General features: G+C 39.1%; 19 protein-coding genes. 4 read left to right on the top strand and 15 right to left on the bottom strand.

All coding sequences use genetic code 11. From position 1 onward, the window contains the following. Nucleotide 1: 1 nt before the first annotated feature. Nucleotides 2-1,108 carry a pyruvate dehydrogenase (acetyl-transferring) E1 component subunit alpha gene (gene pdhA, locus QOS06_RS00270; RefSeq protein ID WP_085649561.1) on the bottom strand — a complete coding sequence of 369 codons (1,107 nt, stop codon included), beginning with the start codon at nucleotides 1,106-1,108 and terminating at the stop codon, nucleotides 2-4. Nucleotides 1,109-1,364: 256 nt separating this feature from the next. On the opposite strand from pdhA, the gene def reads away from it, so the two are divergent. Beyond that, the gene (gene def, locus QOS06_RS00265) at nucleotides 1,365-1,925 is read left to right on the top strand and encodes a peptide deformylase (protein ID WP_013923994.1); all 561 of its coding nucleotides are present in this window, start codon (nucleotides 1,365-1,367) and stop codon (nucleotides 1,923-1,925) included. Nucleotides 1,926-1,981: 56 nt separating this feature from the next. On the opposite strand, the gene QOS06_RS00260 is transcribed toward def, so the two are convergent. Continuing rightward, nucleotides 1,982-2,449: a hypothetical protein gene (locus QOS06_RS00260; RefSeq protein ID WP_152699575.1), complete on the bottom strand. Its 468-nt coding sequence runs from the start codon at nucleotides 2,447-2,449 to the stop codon at nucleotides 1,982-1,984. A gap of 135 nt (nucleotides 2,450-2,584) precedes the next feature. Here QOS06_RS00260 and QOS06_RS00255 point away from each other — a divergent pair, with 135 nt between their 5' ends. Together QOS06_RS00255 and QOS06_RS00250 are read left to right on the top strand one after the other, a co-directional pair. Beyond that, nucleotides 2,585-2,797 carry a DNA-directed RNA polymerase subunit epsilon gene (locus QOS06_RS00255; RefSeq protein WP_003666803.1) on the top strand — a complete coding sequence of 71 codons (213 nt, stop codon included), beginning with the start codon at nucleotides 2,585-2,587 and terminating at the stop codon, nucleotides 2,795-2,797. A 144-nt stretch (nucleotides 2,798-2,941) separates the two neighbouring features. Beyond that, complete coding sequence (locus QOS06_RS00250) at nucleotides 2,942-3,889, top strand: diacylglycerol/lipid kinase family protein (RefSeq protein ID WP_283595269.1); 948 nt, start codon at nucleotides 2,942-2,944, stop codon at nucleotides 3,887-3,889. Between the two features lie 74 nt (nucleotides 3,890-3,963). Here the strand turns inward: QOS06_RS00250 and QOS06_RS00245 are convergent, their stop codons facing one another. The 6 genes from QOS06_RS00245 to QOS06_RS00220 all read right to left on the bottom strand — a co-directional run bounded on the left by QOS06_RS00245 (nucleotide 3,964) and on the right by QOS06_RS00220 (nucleotide 9,369). Further along, on the bottom strand, nucleotides 3,964-4,167 hold the full coding sequence (locus tag QOS06_RS00245; RefSeq protein ID WP_003668273.1) for a hypothetical protein: 204 nt from the start codon (nucleotides 4,165-4,167) through the stop codon (nucleotides 3,964-3,966). A 151-nt stretch (nucleotides 4,168-4,318) separates the two neighbouring features. Next, nucleotides 4,319-5,830: a C40 family peptidase gene (locus QOS06_RS00240; RefSeq protein ID WP_283595268.1), complete on the bottom strand. Its 1,512-nt coding sequence runs from the start codon at nucleotides 5,828-5,830 to the stop codon at nucleotides 4,319-4,321. Nucleotides 5,831-5,999: 169 nt separating this feature from the next. Beyond that, nucleotides 6,000-6,296, bottom strand: coding sequence for a hypothetical protein (locus QOS06_RS00235; protein ID WP_181462764.1), 297 nt, complete (start codon nucleotides 6,294-6,296; stop codon nucleotides 6,000-6,002). Continuing rightward, nucleotides 6,289-6,672, bottom strand: coding sequence for a hypothetical protein (locus tag QOS06_RS00230; protein ID WP_003671747.1), 384 nt, complete (start codon nucleotides 6,670-6,672; stop codon nucleotides 6,289-6,291). Before QOS06_RS00230 ends, QOS06_RS00235 begins: the two co-directional genes overlap by 8 nt. 231 nt (nucleotides 6,673-6,903) lie before the next feature. Continuing rightward, on the bottom strand, nucleotides 6,904-8,055 hold the full coding sequence (locus QOS06_RS00225; RefSeq protein WP_283595267.1) for a glycerate kinase family protein: 1,152 nt from the start codon (nucleotides 8,053-8,055) through the stop codon (nucleotides 6,904-6,906). Between the two features lie 18 nt (nucleotides 8,056-8,073). Continuing rightward, nucleotides 8,074-9,369, bottom strand: a complete 1,296-nt coding sequence (locus QOS06_RS00220; protein WP_003671750.1) for a GntP family permease — start codon at nucleotides 9,367-9,369, stop codon at nucleotides 8,074-8,076. A gap of 285 nt (nucleotides 9,370-9,654) precedes the next feature. On the opposite strand from QOS06_RS00220, the gene QOS06_RS00215 reads away from it, so the two are divergent. Beyond that, a complete protein-coding gene (locus QOS06_RS00215) occupies nucleotides 9,655-10,638 on the top strand; it encodes a PucR family transcriptional regulator (RefSeq protein ID WP_283595266.1) in 984 nt (327 codons plus the stop codon). A gap of 57 nt (nucleotides 10,639-10,695) precedes the next feature. Here the strand turns inward: QOS06_RS00215 and QOS06_RS00210 are convergent, their stop codons facing one another. Genes QOS06_RS00210 through lysA form a run of 7 tightly spaced genes read right to left on the bottom strand, consistent with a single transcriptional unit; the run spans nucleotide 10,696 to nucleotide 17,940 of the window. Continuing rightward, a complete protein-coding gene (locus tag QOS06_RS00210; RefSeq protein ID WP_013923992.1) occupies nucleotides 10,696-11,754 on the bottom strand; it encodes an aspartate-semialdehyde dehydrogenase in 1,059 nt (352 codons plus the stop codon). Nucleotides 11,755-11,773: 19 nt separating this feature from the next. Beyond that, the gene (locus tag QOS06_RS00205; protein ID WP_003671755.1) at nucleotides 11,774-12,958 is read right to left on the bottom strand and encodes an aminotransferase class I/II-fold pyridoxal phosphate-dependent enzyme; all 1,185 of its coding nucleotides are present in this window, start codon (nucleotides 12,956-12,958) and stop codon (nucleotides 11,774-11,776) included. A gap of 12 nt (nucleotides 12,959-12,970) precedes the next feature. Next, complete coding sequence (gene dapB, locus QOS06_RS00200) at nucleotides 12,971-13,750, bottom strand: 4-hydroxy-tetrahydrodipicolinate reductase (protein ID WP_078009586.1); 780 nt, start codon at nucleotides 13,748-13,750, stop codon at nucleotides 12,971-12,973. Between the two features lie 3 nt (nucleotides 13,751-13,753). Next, nucleotides 13,754-14,677, bottom strand: coding sequence for a 4-hydroxy-tetrahydrodipicolinate synthase (gene dapA, locus QOS06_RS00195; RefSeq protein WP_085678173.1), 924 nt, complete (start codon nucleotides 14,675-14,677; stop codon nucleotides 13,754-13,756). Between the two features lie 27 nt (nucleotides 14,678-14,704). Next, entirely contained in the window at nucleotides 14,705-15,856 is a 1,152-nt protein-coding gene (locus tag QOS06_RS00190) for an N-acetyldiaminopimelate deacetylase (RefSeq protein WP_003671760.1), read from the bottom strand. Between the two features lie 4 nt (nucleotides 15,857-15,860). Continuing rightward, nucleotides 15,861-16,571 carry a 2,3,4,5-tetrahydropyridine-2,6-dicarboxylate N-acetyltransferase gene (gene dapD, locus QOS06_RS00185; protein ID WP_085678170.1) on the bottom strand — a complete coding sequence of 237 codons (711 nt, stop codon included), beginning with the start codon at nucleotides 16,569-16,571 and terminating at the stop codon, nucleotides 15,861-15,863. A 58-nt stretch (nucleotides 16,572-16,629) separates the two neighbouring features. Further along, complete coding sequence (gene lysA / locus QOS06_RS00180; protein WP_078009590.1) at nucleotides 16,630-17,940, bottom strand: diaminopimelate decarboxylase; 1,311 nt, start codon at nucleotides 17,938-17,940, stop codon at nucleotides 16,630-16,632. Nucleotides 17,941-17,986 lie beyond the last annotated feature (46 nt).

Here is a 17,986-nt window from a genome sequence, read left to right as displayed (position 1 = left end):
ATTACTTCGACTCCTTTTCTTCGTACTTCTTAATTTGTTCTTTAATGTCTGGAGTTGGTACTTCAAACGTCCGCTTCAACATATCGCTAACTTTTTCAGGTTCTACTGAGTCTGCTTCTTTCATTGCTTCTTTAAAGCTTTGTTTGCATTCATCAGCATATTTTTGTTCTTCTTCTTCAGACCAAAGCCCCTTTTTCGTTAGGTACTTGCGAAGACGAATCAATGGATCTTTATCAAACCATGGCTTTGTTTCATCCTCAGTCCGGTAACGAGTAGGATCATCACCTGCTGAACTGTGAGCACCAAACCGGTATGTTAATGTTTCGATTAGCACTGGTCCATTACCAGCAGCAGCAAATTCACGTGCCTCTTTAGCAACTTCATAACATGCAAGGACATCCATTCCATCAACTTGGACACCTGGAATTCCAGCAGCAACAGCCTTTTGGGCAATTGTTTGTGTTTCAGTTTGTAGCTTTCGTGGGAACGAAATAGCCCATCCATTATTTTGAATAATAAATACACCAGGTACTTGGAATGCACCAGCAAAGTTCATTCCTTCATAAGTATCCCCTTGTGAGCTTCCACCTTCACCAGTGTAAGCATAGGCAACAGTGTCCTTTTCACCATTCTTCTTAATTCCAAGAGCACCACCAGCCATTTCGACCATCTGCGCTCCGATAATAATTTGTGGCCGGAGAGCACGTGCATCAAAAAGGTTACCTTTGATGTGTCCCTTTGACCATAAGTACATTTGAGCAACAGTTGCTCCATGTTGAATTAATTGTGGCAAATCACGATAAGCAGGGAAAAGGAAGTCTTGCTTCTTAAATGCAGCAGCTGTTCCCATTTCAGAAGCTTCTTCACCCCAAGTTGGCGCATAGAAACCTAATCGACCTTGCTTTGAAAAACTCATTGTTTGTTCATGCAAGGCACGTGCCCAAACCATTTTTTTCATTAAGTCAACTAATAATTCATCATTGAAATTAGCCATTAATTCTTCGTTAACAACATTTCCGTCGTTATCCAGAATTTGTACGGGTTTTGCATAAGGTACCCCTTCATTGGCTTTAATCTCAGCAAAATTGACAGCTTTGGTATTGGCCATATTCAACATTCCTTTCCAAATCCAATTAACATCATGTAAGCGATTGCTTACCTACATTTATAGTATAACCGATTGCCTAAATAATACAAGCGCTTTCATAAACTTAATGGACAGAATTGTTAAAATGGTCCAAGTGAAGTATACGTTTTTTCAAAATTTATAGTTAAATATTGTTATCCTCATATTCATTAGCAATTTTAAATAGTTATGATAGACTATAATATGACTGAATTTTTATATGGAGGCATAGTGAGTAATGTATTTAATGAAAGATATTACCCGTGATGGCAATCCCGTTTTACGTAAACGAGCTGCTAAGGTCTCATTTCCCCTATCTGATGAAGACCAAAAATTAGCAAAGGATATGATGCAATACTTAGAAGTAAGCCAAGATCCTGAATTATGTGAAAAGTACAAGTTACGAGCTGGAGTTGGCCTTGCCGCTCCTCAAGTTGGTGTTTCAAAGCAAATGGCTGCTGTCCTTGTTCCCGCACCTGCTGAAGGTGAAAAGCCCTTATTTAAGGACGTTATCATTAATCCAGTAATCGTTAGTGAATCGGTTCAATATGGTGCTCTTACTGAAGGCGAAGGTTGTCTTTCAGTTGATAAAGACGTGCCTGGCTACGTACCACGACATGACCGCATCACATTACGTTATCAAGACGTTAACGGTGAAACTCATAAGGTACGATTAAAGCATTATCCAGCAATTGTTTGTCAGCATGAAATTGACCATTTGCATGGGGTGCTATTTTACGATCATATTAATAAAGATCAACCATTTGAGGCGCCTGCAGATACAGTAATGATTAGTTAATTTTTACAAAAAATGGTCGAGAGAAAAATACACTTTCTCCCGGCCATTTTCACTAATTACTGATTTAATTTTTTTAAATCTTCAATGTACTCAACAGTTGCTTCATTTATCAAATAGGCAATATCGATATGCAAAATCCCCTCATATTTCCACCAATCGGTTATAATAAACGGTTGAGAGGCTTTGGGAGCCATCTTTAAATGGTGTCGTTTTGCATATTCATTAAGTTCTGCTGCTAGTTTTTGACGTGTGAAATCATCAAGATTAATATTTTCTTTTTTATAATCAAAATGGTATTCAAAAGCAAGCACACCTTTTCCCCAAACATCGGCAACAATTTGAGAATTTAGATTTTTATTCCAATGTAACATTTCTTTCAAACTAGTATTTAACGCTGCATCAGTAACGTCTTGAGCGTTTTTCTGTACCATCATCGTTGCTCGCTTAAGAAATACGCGATGGATCGTTAAATAAAGAGCAATAACAATTATTGCTGCTAAAATACAGATTAAGAATATAACCATGACTATCACCTCGTTGGCCTTTACCTTTATTTAATAATACCATGTTAGGAAAATTTAAGACACTTTTGGTTATCTGTGATAGAATAATAAAGTAAATTACTGCATAATATCTTTAATTAAGGAGTTTTTAACAGTATGACTTTTAAAGTATACTACCAAGCTGATAAGACAAAACGCCCAGTTCGTGAAAACACTCAATCATTGTATATTGAAGCTGATTCAGAAGCTGAAGCACTTTTAATGGTTGAACACAACACTGACTACAATATTGAATTTGTAGAACAACTTGATGAAAAGGCCCTTGCTTACGAAAAGCAAAACCCTAACTTTAAGTTGACGACGTTCTAAGCTTTTAATCATTAACAGAGGCTGAGAAAAACGCTTGTTTTTCTCAGCCTCCAACTTTCTTATGAACATTAGAAAAATACTGAATTAATTATTCGAATATAAATATTATTTTGCTTTTTGGCACCATTCAAAGGAGGAATATTGATGAATTATTCAATCATCCTCAACCGTCATGCTGGTAATGGTAATGCAGAAAAGGCATGGTCGTCAATTAAACCGGTCTTAGATCAACAACAAATTGATTATCACATGGAAACAACTAAGTATCCTAATCATGGAGAATACCTTGCCAGCCAAATCGCCCAATCTCATAATGCGGGATCAACAATTGTCATTGCGATTGGTGGTGATGGTACGCTACATCAAGTTGTTAATGGACTTATGAAGACGGCCAAGCGATTGAATAAAAAACCACTTGCGGTTGGATATATTCCTGCTGGGACAGGAAATGATTTTGCCCGCGGTTACGGGATTTCTATGCATCCACAAAGGGCATTAAATCAAATTTTAACTGCAGACGCACCACAAAAAATTAACATTGGTCATTATCATGAGGCGATTCGGGGTGAAGAAGGTTATTTTCTTAATAATTTAGGGATTGGTTTTGACGCGGCAATTGTTAGTCGTGCTAATACGTTTAAGGCTCGTCACAAGAAAAATCATATTGGGCGTTTCACCTACCTCCAAAAGGCAATTGGAGTAATCTATGATCAAGAGCCCTTTACCCTGATGATTCAATCTGGGCGTGAACGCTTTATTTTTCCTAAAGCTTACATCGCAATTACCAGCAACCATCCATTTATCGGTGGTGGATTTAAAGTTGCCCCAAGTGCTTCGTTAAAGAAACCATTATTGGAATTAGTCGTCGCTGAACGGAAAGGATGGCCTATGACAATATGGCAATTGCTGCAATTAGCCCGAGGCAATTTAGATCAATCAAAATTTGCCCACCACTTCCAAAGCGATAATCTCCACATCACAACTACTTCACTAGAATTTAGTCAAACTGACGGAGAAGAAATAGGTAATCGTTTTATCGACCTCACCCTAGACATTAGTCAATATCCAATTTGGCAAACAACAGAAAAATAAGTTAAAAGCAGTAAGTCCAGAAGATAATTTTTTCTTCTAGCGCTTACTGCTTTTTGTTAATCTTTTTTAGTTTATTAATCTTCAGAAGCTTCCATTGCTTCTAAAATAATCCGTAACTGACTGCATTCTTCCCGTAAAGATTGCATCTCTTCACCGTATTTTGGTTGAATAGTAACAGTCTGAGTGCCCGTATTTTCCTGTCCCTCTTGTTTACATAAATCATCCAAACGGGACTGTGCACGGTATAAATCTTCTTCAATTTCATGTTTGTTACTCATATTTAACACTCCCCAATAAATGTGAAATATTTTTAGAGCAATACTGGAATTGCAATATAAGTAAGATAACACGAGGATAGAAGAATGTTAACCCTTTTTAGGTTACATCTTTGTTACTATCTAATGAAAAAGCTCTAATAATCTATCAGAACTATTTAACCGTTCCGGCAAAACTTGGATTAAAGTATGGACTGATTGTGTAAGTCGAAACATTAGTCCCCGGGTGAGCAGCGGCCACATATTGATTATTTCCTGTGTAAATAGCTGTATGGTAAGTTGAACCATGGTTACCCCAGAATAAGAGATCGCCTGGCTTAGCTTCACTAACTGGATGTTGGTCCACACAGTTTTCAAGTGCTCCTGTATAGTGTGGTAATTGCTTACCTTCCGCATTAGCATAAACATACTTAACTAATCCAGAACAATCCATTCCACTAAGACTTTCACCACCCCATACGTATGGAACACTATTAGAGTTAGCAATCTTAGTGGCAAGACTAACTACAGAACCATGTTGTAAATCTTGATTAGTAGTTGCTGCTTGCTGTGCAGGTTGACTAGCAGCCGCTTGTGATTGTTGCGGTTGAGCTTGTGACGTTACAACAGTTGTTTGTTGCGAAGCAGCATTACTATTCTGAACGTTATCCGTCGCTTGTGATGCTGGTGCAGTCTGTGATTGTGAAGCTTGACTTGCTACTGGTGCTGCTTGAACAAATGATTGTCCATATAAAGCAGCAGTATTCACAGCTGTTGAAGTAGCTTGACTAACAGCAAAACTTTGTGTTTGCGGTGCAACACTATTTTCAGCTGAGGCAGAAGCAACCTGAACATTATTAGCTGTAGCAGGTTGAGCAGCAACTGTTGTAGTGGCTGGACTATTAGTAGTTGCTGAGGACGTTACAGCAGCAGAAGTCGAAGTTGTACTATTCGCAATAGTGGTACTACTATTGTTGGTTGCACTTTGGTTAGGAGCAGCTACTGTTGAAGAAGTTGAAACTTGTTGCGTTGCACTCAAAGCAGGAGTTGCTTGTGAAGTCCCTGCTGGTTGACTACTAGCCATATCTTGTTGAGACACAGAAGTAGACGTAACTGCTGAAGTTTGAACCTGAATCAATGAAGTTGTGTCTGTCGATTGAGCAGCCGGTTGCTGAGCCGATACACTCGCATCAGCAACAGGGGTACTTACAACGGGCGCGTTTACAGCAGTTGAGATCGCAGGACCTGTTACACTGAGTTGTTGTCCAATGTATAATGAATTATTAGAGCTTAAGTTATTCCATGACATTAATTGACTAACAGTTACATTATAACGATCTGCAATAGAGCTAAGCGTGTCGCCAGGCTTAACAGTATAACTACCATCAGCATTCAAATCCGCGTTAGCATCATGTTGAGTAGTAGGCAACGTTAATTGTTGACCAACTGTAATTAAGTCGATGCTATCACTTATCTTCTTAACTGAAGGATTTGCTTGTTCTAATGCACTAATAGAAAGTCCATGTTGTTTTGCAAGCCCCCAAATAGTGTCACCAGACTTAACAGTAAGCTGTTCAGCATTAACTGCTTGTGTTGTCACTGCTAATAAACTTAAGGCACTAACTGCTCCTGCAAAAACGCCACGAGATCGATGGTTATTTGAATGATGTATTCTTTTTTTACTCATATAAATAAAACACCCTCCCAATAAGTTCCTAAAAACTAAACAAACAATAATAAATTAGTGAAATACACAATTCTAACTTTACCATTAATTTTTAAATGCGTATAGCAATTATTAGATAGTTCTTAAAAAACGTTACTCTTTCTTAAAAGATTAATCATTATAATAATATTTAATCTATCATTTCATTTTTTACACGATCCATACGAGTTACTAATAACAATTCAATAATTGTAATAATACTCATTAATAGAACTGAGTAACGACTAGTCGTCATGAAAACAATAATTGCTAGTATACACAAGATCCAATTCAACCGTTTTTCTTGACGAACTACCCGAATAAAATCCTTTGTAACTTTATCTGGTCGTTGACTTGCCAAGAATCCAAGTTGACTATGTAAACGATTTTCCCAAATCACTAATCCTAAAAAGGCAATTGAAATAATAAACGTTATTAGACTATTCATCATTATCCTCGCTATCATCGGCATGCACCGTCTTATTATTTGCTTGTGATTCATTGTATCGAGCGGATAAAATCTGCTGATATTTTTCCATGATTACTTTATTGATCGGTGTATCATTTAGGGTTGGATATTTTTCTTTTATTTTTTCCAAAACATCATCTGAAAAGTCATAAACAGTCTTAACTTCCTTTTCACCATTAAGAAATGCCAACGTCTCATCATAGTCCAGAGTTATTAAATCGCGCTGTGTACGGTCAGCATCTGGCTGGTGGAGGACATCTGGATCATCTTTTAAATCTTCACGAAAGCCGTTTTCATCATATTGATATTTATTATCTTCCATTTTTAAATTCTCCTTGGTTATCTTCCAATTCATTATACGGTCTTTATAAGACTAAGCCAAGCCAGTAATTTGCTGTAAAATGTGCGTAGAAAACAGTCTTCTCGACAAGGCGGTTGGCTAAGCTAAGGCGGAGGTATGGGCTAATTGTCGCTCGGACGCGAGCCTTGTGACAACGCGAAGCTAATTCTACGTTATCTTGCAATTGTTCGTGAAAATAGCAGAGGGTGAGAAAAAAGCAAAGTTTTTTCCACCCTCTTTTAATTCCTAATTATTAACATGACTCACTTTAATTAAACGCGCAACGTTTTCTGCTGTTTGCGCAATATCAATAGGTGCATCTGCTAATGCTGCTTTTAATGGTTTAGCCCCTTCAGGAGTTGCAAAAATTGCATCGATGGCCGTGGATGAATATAGATCATTTACACCTTTACCAATATTTCCAGCCAACACAATTACTGGAGCATTAGGAGCCACCTCTTTAGTTGCCTTAGCGACTCCATATGGCGTTTTACCAAATTTAGTCTGGAAATCAATTCCTCCTTCACCAGTAAAAACATAATCAGCGCCAACTGCCTTTTTTTGTAGTTGAGTTGCTTCAATCACTAATTCTATTCCTCGCTTCATTGTCGCACCGGTAAATGCTATTAATCCGGCTCCTAAACCACCGGCTGCCCCTGCACCTGCCGTTTGTTCAACGTCTGGCCCACCAGCTGCAACTATTTTTCGTGCATAATGATGAAGATTTTTGTCCAAGATGTTCACCATTTCGTCATCAGCTCCTTTTTGCGGGCCAAATACTGGGGCGGCCCCATTTTTTCCTGTTAATGGGTTGGTAACGTCTGATGCAATCTGAATATCTACATTTTTTAAGCGAGGATCTAAGTCTCCAAAATCTATTTGCTCTAAACTTGCTAACTCACCACCGCCTAAACCAATTTCATGATTATCAGCATCCAGTAAACGTGCTCCAAGTGCTTGGGCCATTCCCGCCCCGCCATCAACGGTTGCACTTCCACCAATTCCAATAATTATTTTTTTTATGTTATGGTCAAGAGCATCCTTAATTAACTCGCCGGTACCATATGTAGTTGTAATAAGCGGGTTCGCAGTCTCCTTATTAACAAATTGAAGGCCACTTGCCGCTGCCATTTCAATCACTGCTGTTTCCCCATCACCTAATATTCCGTACTCAGCATTAACTAATTTATTTAATGGGTTGTGGACTTTAGCAATCATTTTTCGACCGTTAGTCGCATCAACTAAGGATTGAACAGTTCCTTCTCCTCCATCAGCCATTGGAACTAAAACATACTCGGCATTCGGAAACACTCTTTTAATTCCTTCTGCCATCACATTTGCTGCTTCTTTTGCTGTTAGTCCGCCTTTAAATGAATCTGGAGCAATTACAAATTTCATCACTGATCATCCTTTCATTTATAGTAAATGCAAAAAGCCATACAAGATAGTTGCGGTTAACATTGCGGAACCTCCAACTAAGAATTCATAAAAAATACCTTGCGATCGTTCTTTAATATCCATATGCATTGCATTCGCTGTAACATGGAAATAGTTTCCTTGAGGTAATTGGTCAATGACAATCGCCCCAGTATGAACCATTGCAGCCGCTGCAAGTGGTGCAACACCAAATCCTAAAATAGACTTGGCAAAAGAACCAGTAGCTAAAATAACACCCGTAGAGGTTGAAGCAGTTGCTCCGGCCATGAGAATACCAGAAAGTGGTGCTAATAAGACACCAGGCACATGACTTGCCTTAATAAGTTCGATTAATAACTCTGGGAAAGTAGACGCAGTAATAGTAGCACCAATTGCACCTGCACCAATTAAAATCATTACTACGCCAGTCATTCGACTAACACCGGTCTGAGCATAACTCTTAATTTTTTCACCTTTTCCCATTGCTAGAGCACCTATTATTGCTGCAAATGGCAAAACATAGGTAGCATCTAAATTTACTTTTGCTAATAATGGTAAATGACAAATAGTTCCAATTGGTCCTAATAAAAGTAAAACTATTGCAATAACAGGAGCAACGATGGCTTGTTTAAATGTCGGCAAATCACTTTGCTTGATCGTTTTTGCACTATCTTCAAGATCTTGTTCTAGAACTGCCCTACCTTTTTTGCGGATCATTCTAGCTACAACAACTGTAACTATTAAAGCGATGACGGCAGGAATAAAATCAGCAATCATTACTTGACTTAGTTCAAGCCCAAAACCCTTTGCTGCTGCAATTGTATTTGCATTTGGTGAGATTATGTTACCTGCCTTGCCTCCACCAGATAAGGCAACCAATAAAGATAATTTTGAAATATGCATATTGCGACCAACTTCAAGGGCAATTGGTGCAACAATTAAAACAGCGACTGGGATAAAGACACCCACAGCTGTAATTACCATCGTTGCTAGAGCTAATGCAAAAATAGCTAACCGATCACCAAATTTATTAACGATTGTCCGTGCAAGGGTTTCGGCAGCCCCAGAATCCATCATAACACCAGCTAACATTCCTGCTGCTAATACTCGAAGGACCGTTCCCATTACACTTTGTTCACCTTTAACCAAAATATTAATAGTTCCTTCTAAACCAGCCCCACCAATAACGGCGCCGACTATTGCACCTAGTAATAATGAATATACTGGATCTAATTTTCGTAAAATTAAAAAAATCGCAAGTGCTAATCCTATTAATGCTCCCCACCAAGAAATCATTTTATAAGCCTCCTCTTTGATTGCTAGTAAAGAAATATTAAAATAAGATAAAATATCACAAGAAACAGTATCCCTTTGTCATCGTTTACATTAATCCTTAAACAAGCTTATAACAAGTTATGTTTTGCACAAAGATTATTATGCATTTTGTACACAAATCCTATTATCAAAATCTTATCGTCTAATTACCAATCAGTAAGGAGAAAATAATGGAACTCAAACCAGAACTTGCACAATCAATTGTCGATCATATGATCGACGCAAATACCGTATAACATTAATATTATGAATAAGAAAGGTTATATTATTGCAAGTGGAAATAAAAGCAGGATAAATACTTTACATGTTGGAGCTGTTGATGCGATAAAACAGCGAAAAACACTACCAATGGAGCAACAATATGGAAATCATGGACAGCCAGGCGTTAATATGCCCTTAAAATTTAAAAATGAAATTATTGGTGTTGTTGGAATTACTGGTGACCCTAATAAAGTTACTCCCCTAGCATCATTGCTAAAAACAGCAGTCGAGCTCTTGCTACAGCAAAAACAAGAAAATGAACAAGAGCACGAAATTGAAAAAGTTAAACAAAGATTTATTTATAGGTGGATTAATGTCAGCAAGTATCAAAATCCGCAACTTGATAGTGAACTAGTTGAGGAAGCAAATCGTCTAAATATAAATCTAGCAAAACAACGACTTGTAATTGCAATTGCTGGGAGTTCTCAGATAATCAAAAACCTTAAACTAGATCAGGAAACAATTATTTTTTCTCTTACTAATCACATTGAGTTGATTATCCTCAGTTCAAAGCACCAAGAAACATATATTCAACAAAAACTTGAACATCAAGAAATTGAATACGGTATCAGTAATTGGGGTAATTTGCTTGGTAGATTAGCGGAGCAAGCAGTTACAACACTGCGATTAAGTAATATTTTTGGAAAGCCATCATTTAGGCATTACTCACAAGTCTCTTTTATTAAACAGGTATTAGATAGTGATTTAAATTTAATAGCAGTTAATGATCAATATGAAGCTTTACTAAAAAGAAAAGATGGGAAAGAATTGATCGATACAATCCGTGAGTTCATTAAGTGTAATATGAGTGTAAATCAAACTGCGCATAATTTATTTGTACACCGTAATACACTTAATAACCGATTACTTCGCATTAAAAAACTTTTTGAACTAGATCCTAAAAATACTGAAGACTTATTTCAACTTTTTATTGGCTACATTACTTTTTACTATCGACAAACTTTATAACCATACAAAAAATACTCCCTATATTCAGAGAGTATTTTTTATTATGATTATAAAATTTTAAACTAACCCATTTGCGACTAAACGTTCTGCATTTTCAACGGTATTCCAAGCCGCCCCTTTAAGGAGATTATCAGCAACAACCCACATATTAAAGGAACCAGGATTTTCTTCATCTGCACGGAGACGACCAACAAAAGTGTCACGCTTGCCAACAGCATTAATTGGTTGAGGATAAACCTGGTGCGCAGGATCATCCTGCAGAACTACCCCGGGAGCGTCCTTTAATACTGCCCGCAATTGGTCAACAGTTACCGTTGGATCATCAACAGTAAAGTAAATCGATTCTCCATGAGCAATTGGGACAGGTACACGAACACAAGTGGCAGTAACCTTAATATCCTTAGCGTCCATGTCGTTTAACATGATCTTCTTTGTTTCGTGGATCATCTTCCATTCTTCATGGGAGTAACCATCATCTTCAAAGACATCGATCTGGGGTAATAAATTAAAAGCTAATGGATAATGCTTCTTGTCACCCTTTGTTGGCAAAATCTTGGCATCTGCTTGCATATCTTTACCATCAAGGTAGTCTTGAGTTTCTTGTCGTAATTCATTTAAGGCTGATTGGCCTGCTCCTGAAGCTGCTTGGTAAGTCGAAACAATAATTTGATTTAATCCAAATGCTTGGCGGATTGGTTCCAATGCTACCACCATTTGAATTGTCGAACAGTTAGGATTAGCAATGATTCCGTGATGATTTTTTAACGCCTCTTCATTTACTTCTGGAACTACTAGCGGTACATCAGGTTCCATTCGAAAAGCACTCGTATTATCAACACAAACTGCTCCCCGTTTTACTGCTTCTGGAAGGAACTTTTTTGATACTGATCCACCAGCAGATGAAAGCACAATATCAACCCCATTAAAAGAATCAGGTGTCGTTTCTTCAACAGTGATCGGTTGGCCTTTAAATGATAATTGTTTACCAGCTGACTTAGCAGATGCCAGTAATTTCACACTCTTTACTGGAATTGTTGATTGTTCCAATTGCTGAATCATCCGTGTACCAACTGCACCAGTAGCACCCAAAATTGCGACATTATATTCTTTACTCATCTTAGTTCCTTCTTTCAACCTATCCTAAATTATTCATAAAATTTTGTAACCGTTCAATCGCCGTATCAATAACAGAATCTGCCGCTGCATATGATAAGCGAATGTATCCTTCTCCACCAGGACCAAATGCATTTCCAGGAATTACGCCAACTTTAGCTTCGTGGGCTAGTTTACGAGCAAAAGCGAGATCATCCTTCCCAAATTGCGCAGGGATTTTAGCAAAAATATAAAATGCGCCATCTGGCAACGCAATTTCAAAGCCCATCTTTCTCATTGCACTCGCAAGTTTATCTCTCCGTTGACGATAGGCCCGCTTAAATTCTTGCGGATCATCATTCCCGTTTTCTAACGCTTCAATCGCGGCCGCTTGAGCAGTATCATTTGGGCACGTTACCATAAATGAATGCATCTTTGACATCGTTGAAATAAATTCTCCTGGGCCAGCCACATATCCTAAACGATAACCCGTCATTGCATGTGATTTTGATAAACCACTAATCAGAATTGTCTGCTCGGGCAAAAGTGTCGCAAGTGAATGGAAGGGTTGATCGTACATCAATGAACTATAAATCTCATCAACAATCGCATAGATATGATGATCTTCAATTACTTTAGCCAATGCTTTTAACTCTTCTTCAGTGTACGAACGGCCAGTTGGATTATTAGGATAATTTAAGAGAACAGCCTTTACTGCCGGACCCTCTTTTGCTAATACCTCTTCTAGTCTTTCAGCGGATAACAAAAAGCCATCTTCAGCAGTGTTAACTTTGATCGGTTCAGCACCAGTTAGAGAAACACTCGGGAAATATAGCGAAAATGCTGGAGTGGGAATAATTACTTTATCTCCCGGATTTAACATTGCAAAAGTTGTCGCGGTTACCGCTTCTGTTGCCCCAATCGTTACTACAATTTCGGTTTCAGGGTCATAGTAAACGTGACGACTCTGCTCAAGATATTTACTAATCGCTTTGCGTAATTCAATCTTACCCTTACTCGACGAATAGTGAGAATCATCATTTTGAATACTTTCAATTGCTGCCTTCTTAACATGATCTGGCACAGCAAAGTCCGGTTCCCCAAGCGTTAATTTTACTAGTCCAGGAACGGCAGAAATTTCTTCATCAAATGCGCGAATCTGTGCTGGCGGAACAGCTGCCAGATGACTATTTACGGTTGTTGCTAATTCAGCATGGAGTCTTGGCATTTTTTCACCCTCTTATAAAATATTTTCTAAGCCAATTACCAATTTTGATAATCCATCAACTTTCTCCAGAGCAACCTTAACCCCATTCATAAAGGATTGACGGTCAAATGAGTCTTGGCGGATAGTTAGGGCCTCGCCATCCCCACCAAAGAGAACTTGTTCGTGAGCAATGTACCCCGGAAGTCGAACAGCATGAATCTTAATTCCATGGTAGTCGCCACCCCGCGCACCGGTTAAGCTCTCTGTCTCATCAGGATTCGTCTCATGTGCAGGACGGACTTGATCGATCAACTTTGCGGTACTCAAAGCCGTTCCTGATGGGGCATCTTTTTTATCACCATGATGCATTTCAATAATTTCAACGTCCGGGAAATATTTAGCTGCTTCCTGAGCAAATTTCATAAGAAGAACTGCCGACATCCCAAAATTAGCAGCGATCAATCCACCCACTTGTTTTTCTTCACTGAGGCGCACCAGGTCTGCTTGTTGTTCATCGGTTAAGCCGGTTGTTCCAACAATCGGCCTCATTCCGTGTTCAAGCGCAAACTTAACATTCTGATAAACAGCACTTGGCAAGGTGAAATCAATCCAAATATCAGCAACGCCATCTTCAATTTCATCCAAAGTTTGATAAGGATGAACAGATGATGCAAGGTGAAAATCAGCCATATTCTCTTTTGTTAAGGTTGGTGCAAGCGCAGCAGTAATTTCAAACCCAGCGAGTGAGTTCACTAGATCAACAGCCTTTTGTCCCATTGCTCCAGTCGCACCAGCAATTAAAACTTTTTTCATGCTTTATTCCCCCAAATTTAAAGGTAAGTTCTTGGCAGTCAACGAATTAGTAGGTAATGATAAGGCAGTCTCTAATTCGCGTTTTTCTTCTTCATTTAATGGAAGAATTGGTAAGCGACAACTACCAACGTTAAAACCTTGCGCATTCAAAACAGCTTTAACTGGTGATGGTGATGGGAACATAAACAAAGCGGCCATCCGGGGAGTTAACCACCGTTGCAACTTACCAGCAGTTTGATAATCGCCTCGGTATAGTGAGTCATACATTTGGCGCATTTGATCGACATAGGTATGGGAAGCAACCGAGATAACCCCATTTGCTCCTAAAACCCGGGCAGTTAGCGCCTGTGCATCTTCACCCGTGAAAACTGCAAAATCAGGGTCGCGGTGTTCAACAATGTATTCAAGTTCTTCCAAAGATGTACATTGTTTTACAGCGGCGATATTTTGATGGTGCGACAATTCTACTACGGTTTCCTGAGCCATCTTTACCCCTGTACGACCAGGAATGTTGTAAATGATGATTGGGAGGTCAACATTATCCGCAACTGCTGTGAAATGAGCAACCATTCCCCGTTGGTTAGGTTTGTTATAAGGAGGAACAACAACAAGGGCATAATCGATACCGTTAATTTGCGCAACCTCATTAGTAAAGGCAATCGTTTCCTTAGTATTATTGCTACCAGTTCCAGCAATAACCGGAACCCGTCCGTTTACAATTTCACCGAAATGTTGGTATAGCTCAATTTTTTCATCATGAGTGAGTTCTGGAGTTTCCCCAGTAGTCCCCCCGATAACAAAACCATTACTCCCATGTTCAATTAAGTAATTTGTCAAATATTCTAAACGACCATAGTCAATATTTCCCTCATCATCAAAAGGGGTTACAATTGCCGTCATTAAGTCTGCATTTTGTAATAATGTCATATTATTTCCTCCATTATTTGTTCCCTATTAATTTTGCATCCGATATTCAAGAAAACCAGTAATCGCATCTACTCCACGTTTAATTGCTTTTTCATTGGGGGTAAGGGTGGCCGAATGTAATTGTGAATCATCTTCAACCCCAAGCCAAAACATGGTTCCCGGAAATTTAGCCAGTAAGTAGCCAAAGTCTTCCCCAGTCATTGCTGGTTCTGTTTCGATAAAGTTTACAGTTGGTGTTTCTTCCATATAATGGATAAACCGTTTTGTTAATTCTGGATTATTTTCTACTGGCCAATAGCCACCCTGATTTAATTCAAGGGAAACATCCATGTTAAAACTACGCCCGATTCCTTCACATACGTCCTTCAAGCGATCATCAATAGTTTCAATCATCGTCTGCGTTAGTCCCCGAATCGTTCCTTCAATCCGTGTATGTCCAGCGATAACATTTCGAATCGTCCCGCCGTCAATCTTTCCTAAAGTAATTACACCACTTTGAATAGGATCGATACTCCGCGAAATCACAGTCTGCACTTGAAGAATTAATGAGGCTGCCGCAACGACCGTATCATTAGCATTTTGAGGATACGCCGCGTGACCGCCCTTACCATTGAGGTCAATATTAACTTCCGTGGTTCCCGCAAACAAGGTCCCCATCCGACAACCAATTGCTCCTGCTGGCAAATCAGGATTATCATGCAAACCGTAAAACTCATCTGGTTTCCACTTTCCGCTAAACAAGCCCAGTTCATATGCCCGCTTTCCACCATTTTCGCTTTCTTCGGCCGGTTGAAAGAAAAACAGGATATTATCTTGCGGCTGGTGTTCACTAAAATAATTCAATACACCTAATGCAACCGTCATATGAATATCATGACCACAGGCGTGCATTATTCCCGGATGAGTTGATGAATATGGCAAGCCTGTTTGTTCCTCAACTGGTAAAGCATCAATGTCTGTTCGATATCCAATTGTTCGTTGTGGATTCTGACCATGAACTAACACCATGAGAGCAGTTGGCAATTCCTTAAAAGTACGAACTTCTAAAAATGCTTGGTTAAAACTAGCAACCGTCTCCACTAAGTATTGGTGGGTGTCAAATTCATGGAGAGCTAGTTCCGGAATTTGGTGGAGATGACGACGAATTTGAATTAATTCTTCTTCTGTTAACATCTTCATCCTCCTAAAGCTTCCGTAAATCGTCCTCTAATTCAGTCTTACCAGCAGTTTGGTCATCAACATTCTTAATAAACTTAGCAGGAACTCCCGCAACCATCGTATGAGGAGCAACATCATGAGTAACCACGGCGCCAGCAGCAATGACCGCTCCTTCTCCTACATGAACCCCTTCAATTACCACCGCATTGGCGCCAATCATTACATTGTCATCAATGCGGACTGGTTCAGCTGAAGCCGGTTCAACCACTCCAGCTAATACAGTACCAGCACCAATATGACAGTGGCGACCAACAATTGCACGGCCACCAAGAACTGCCCCCATATCAATCATCGAATCGGCACCAATTTCAGCACCAATATTAATTGTTGCGCCCATCATAATGACAGCATTGTCACCAATAAGCACTTTATCGCGAATAATTGCTCCTGGCTCAATGCGGGCATTAATATCCTTCAAATCAAGCAAAGGGACTGCTGAATTACGCGCATCGTTTTCCACATGGTAAGATTCAATTGCTGAACTGTATTCCTTTAATAACGGTTCAATAACTGTCCAATCACCGAAAATAACACCCGTACGCTGTTCAAGAAATGTTTCTACTTCTGTGGGAAATTCTAAATCACCCAAATTTCCTTTAAGATAGACCTTTACCGGTGTCTTCTTGGGTGCGTTACTAATGTAGTTAATGATTGTTTGTGCATCTAATTCAGCCATAATTATTTACCTCTTTCTTCCTTTATATATGTCAAATTATTGTTGTATATATGTCAAATTATTGTTGGTATGGTTCATCCAAATGAATTAAATCATCATAGGTTTCTCGTTTAATTACAACCTGAGCTGTGCCTTTTTCTGCAAAGACAACTGCTGGACGAGGATTCCGATTATAATTTGAAGCCATTGAATAACCATAAGCACCAGTATCAAGCATCGCTAAGACATCTCCTGGTTTTGTAGCCGGTAATACCTGATTCTGACTGAGGATATCACCAGACTCGCAATACTTTCCTGCTACCCGAACATGTTCAACCAACTCTGCACGAGGATTATTTGCTAAGACCGTTTCATATTGTGCTTCATAAAGTGCTGGACGAATGTTATCACCCATCCCCCCATCAACTGTTACATATGGCTTCAACCCTGGTACATCTTTACGTGATCCAACAGTATAAAGATTATAACCAGCGGGCCCCGCGATTGAACGTCCGGGTTCTATCCAGATCGCTGGCATAGCAAGATTTGTTTCTTTAATTTCAGCTTTAATTACCTTAATAATTGCTGCCACAAATTCTTCTGGAGCAAGTGGTGTATCATCTTTTACATAACGAATTCCAAAACCGCCCCCAACATTGATCACAGCAGCTTGATAGTTAAATTTTTCTTGCCAGTGGGCAGCAACTTCAACCAACTTCTTAGCTACCCCTTCAAATCCCGCAAGCTCAAAAATCTGTGAACCAATATGGGCATGCAACCCTTTCATTTGCATCCGGGGATTCTCGAGGACTTTTGCTAACGCCTCATCTGCCTGTCCTGATTGAAGGTCAAACCCAAACTTACTGTCAACCTGACCAGTTTGAATGTACTTATTTGTATGAGCAGAAATTCCAGGAGTAATTCGCAACATTACATCAACATGTGCATCAAGCTTCTCCAAAACGTCTGCTAGCAATTCAATCTCATGGAAGTTATCAATCATGATTGTTCCCACATGATGGTCAATTGCCATTTCCAATTCTTCCCGTGATTTATTGTTTCCGTGAAAACTAACATCAGCCATTGGAAAGCCGGCTTTGATTGCCGTATATAATTCACCACCAGAAACAACATCAACATGCGCACCTTCTGCAGCAACTACTTGATACATTGCGATTGCTGAAAAAGCTTTACTAGCATAGCTAACCGCATAATCAACATTATTTTCTTCAAAAACCCGCTTAAATGCTCGAATCTGTTGGCGAATCTGTTGAACATCATAAACAACTAACGGGGTACCAAACTGATGAGCTAAGTCAACCGCATCACATCCCCCAATCGTTAGATGACCAGCGGCATTTAATTGTTGATCAGTAATCTGTTCGTTCATTTGTAATTCCTCCATGAGATTTGTAGTAAAGAGGCTATAAAAAATC

It is taken from the genome of Limosilactobacillus sp. DJ3M12 (genome assembly GCF_947381695.1).
In the GTDB taxonomy this organism is placed as follows: Bacteria; Bacillota; Bacilli; order Lactobacillales; family Lactobacillaceae; genus Limosilactobacillus; species Limosilactobacillus kinnaridis.
The sequence above is the reverse complement of the archived record's forward strand: the minus strand, read 5'-3'. Positions and strand labels throughout refer to the sequence as shown.

Bases quoted from the DNA above. Each gene is read 5' to 3' on its own strand.
- pdhA (WP_085649561.1), bottom strand. From the start codon at position 1,108: ATGGCCAATACCAAAGCTGTCAATTTTGCTGAGATTAAAGCCAATGAA.
- def (WP_013923994.1), top strand. From the start codon at position 1,365: ATGTATTTAATGAAAGATATTACCCGTGATGGCAATCCCGTTTTACGT.
- QOS06_RS00260 (WP_152699575.1), bottom strand. From the start codon at position 2,449: ATGGTTATATTCTTAATCTGTATTTTAGCAGCAATAATTGTTATTGCT.
- QOS06_RS00255 (WP_003666803.1), top strand. From the start codon at position 2,585: ATGACTTTTAAAGTATACTACCAAGCTGATAAGACAAAACGCCCAGTT.
- QOS06_RS00250 (WP_283595269.1), top strand. From the start codon at position 2,942: ATGAATTATTCAATCATCCTCAACCGTCATGCTGGTAATGGTAATGCA.
- QOS06_RS00245 (WP_003668273.1), bottom strand. From the start codon at position 4,167: ATGAGTAACAAACATGAAATTGAAGAAGATTTATACCGTGCACAGTCC.
- QOS06_RS00240 (WP_283595268.1), bottom strand. From the start codon at position 5,830: ATGAGTAAAAAAAGAATACATCATTCAAATAACCATCGATCTCGTGGC.
- QOS06_RS00235 (WP_181462764.1), bottom strand. From the start codon at position 6,296: ATGAATAGTCTAATAACGTTTATTATTTCAATTGCCTTTTTAGGATTA.
- QOS06_RS00230 (WP_003671747.1), bottom strand. From the start codon at position 6,672: ATGAATTGGAAGATAACCAAGGAGAATTTAAAAATGGAAGATAATAAA.
- QOS06_RS00225 (WP_283595267.1), bottom strand. From the start codon at position 8,055: ATGAAATTTGTAATTGCTCCAGATTCATTTAAAGGCGGACTAACAGCA.
- QOS06_RS00220 (WP_003671750.1), bottom strand. From the start codon at position 9,369: ATGATTTCTTGGTGGGGAGCATTAATAGGATTAGCACTTGCGATTTTT.
- QOS06_RS00215 (WP_283595266.1), top strand. From the start codon at position 9,655: ATGAATAAGAAAGGTTATATTATTGCAAGTGGAAATAAAAGCAGGATA.
- QOS06_RS00210 (WP_013923992.1), bottom strand. From the start codon at position 11,754: ATGAGTAAAGAATATAATGTCGCAATTTTGGGTGCTACTGGTGCAGTT.
- QOS06_RS00205 (WP_003671755.1), bottom strand. From the start codon at position 12,958: ATGCCAAGACTCCATGCTGAATTAGCAACAACCGTAAATAGTCATCTG.
- dapB (WP_078009586.1), bottom strand. From the start codon at position 13,750: ATGAAAAAAGTTTTAATTGCTGGTGCGACTGGAGCAATGGGACAAAAG.
- dapA (WP_085678173.1), bottom strand. From the start codon at position 14,677: ATGACATTATTACAAAATGCAGACTTAATGACGGCAATTGTAACCCCT.
- QOS06_RS00190 (WP_003671760.1), bottom strand. From the start codon at position 15,856: ATGAAGATGTTAACAGAAGAAGAATTAATTCAAATTCGTCGTCATCTC.
- dapD (WP_085678170.1), bottom strand. From the start codon at position 16,571: ATGGCTGAATTAGATGCACAAACAATCATTAACTACATTAGTAACGCA.
- lysA (WP_078009590.1), bottom strand. From the start codon at position 17,940: ATGAACGAACAGATTACTGATCAACAATTAAATGCCGCTGGTCATCTA.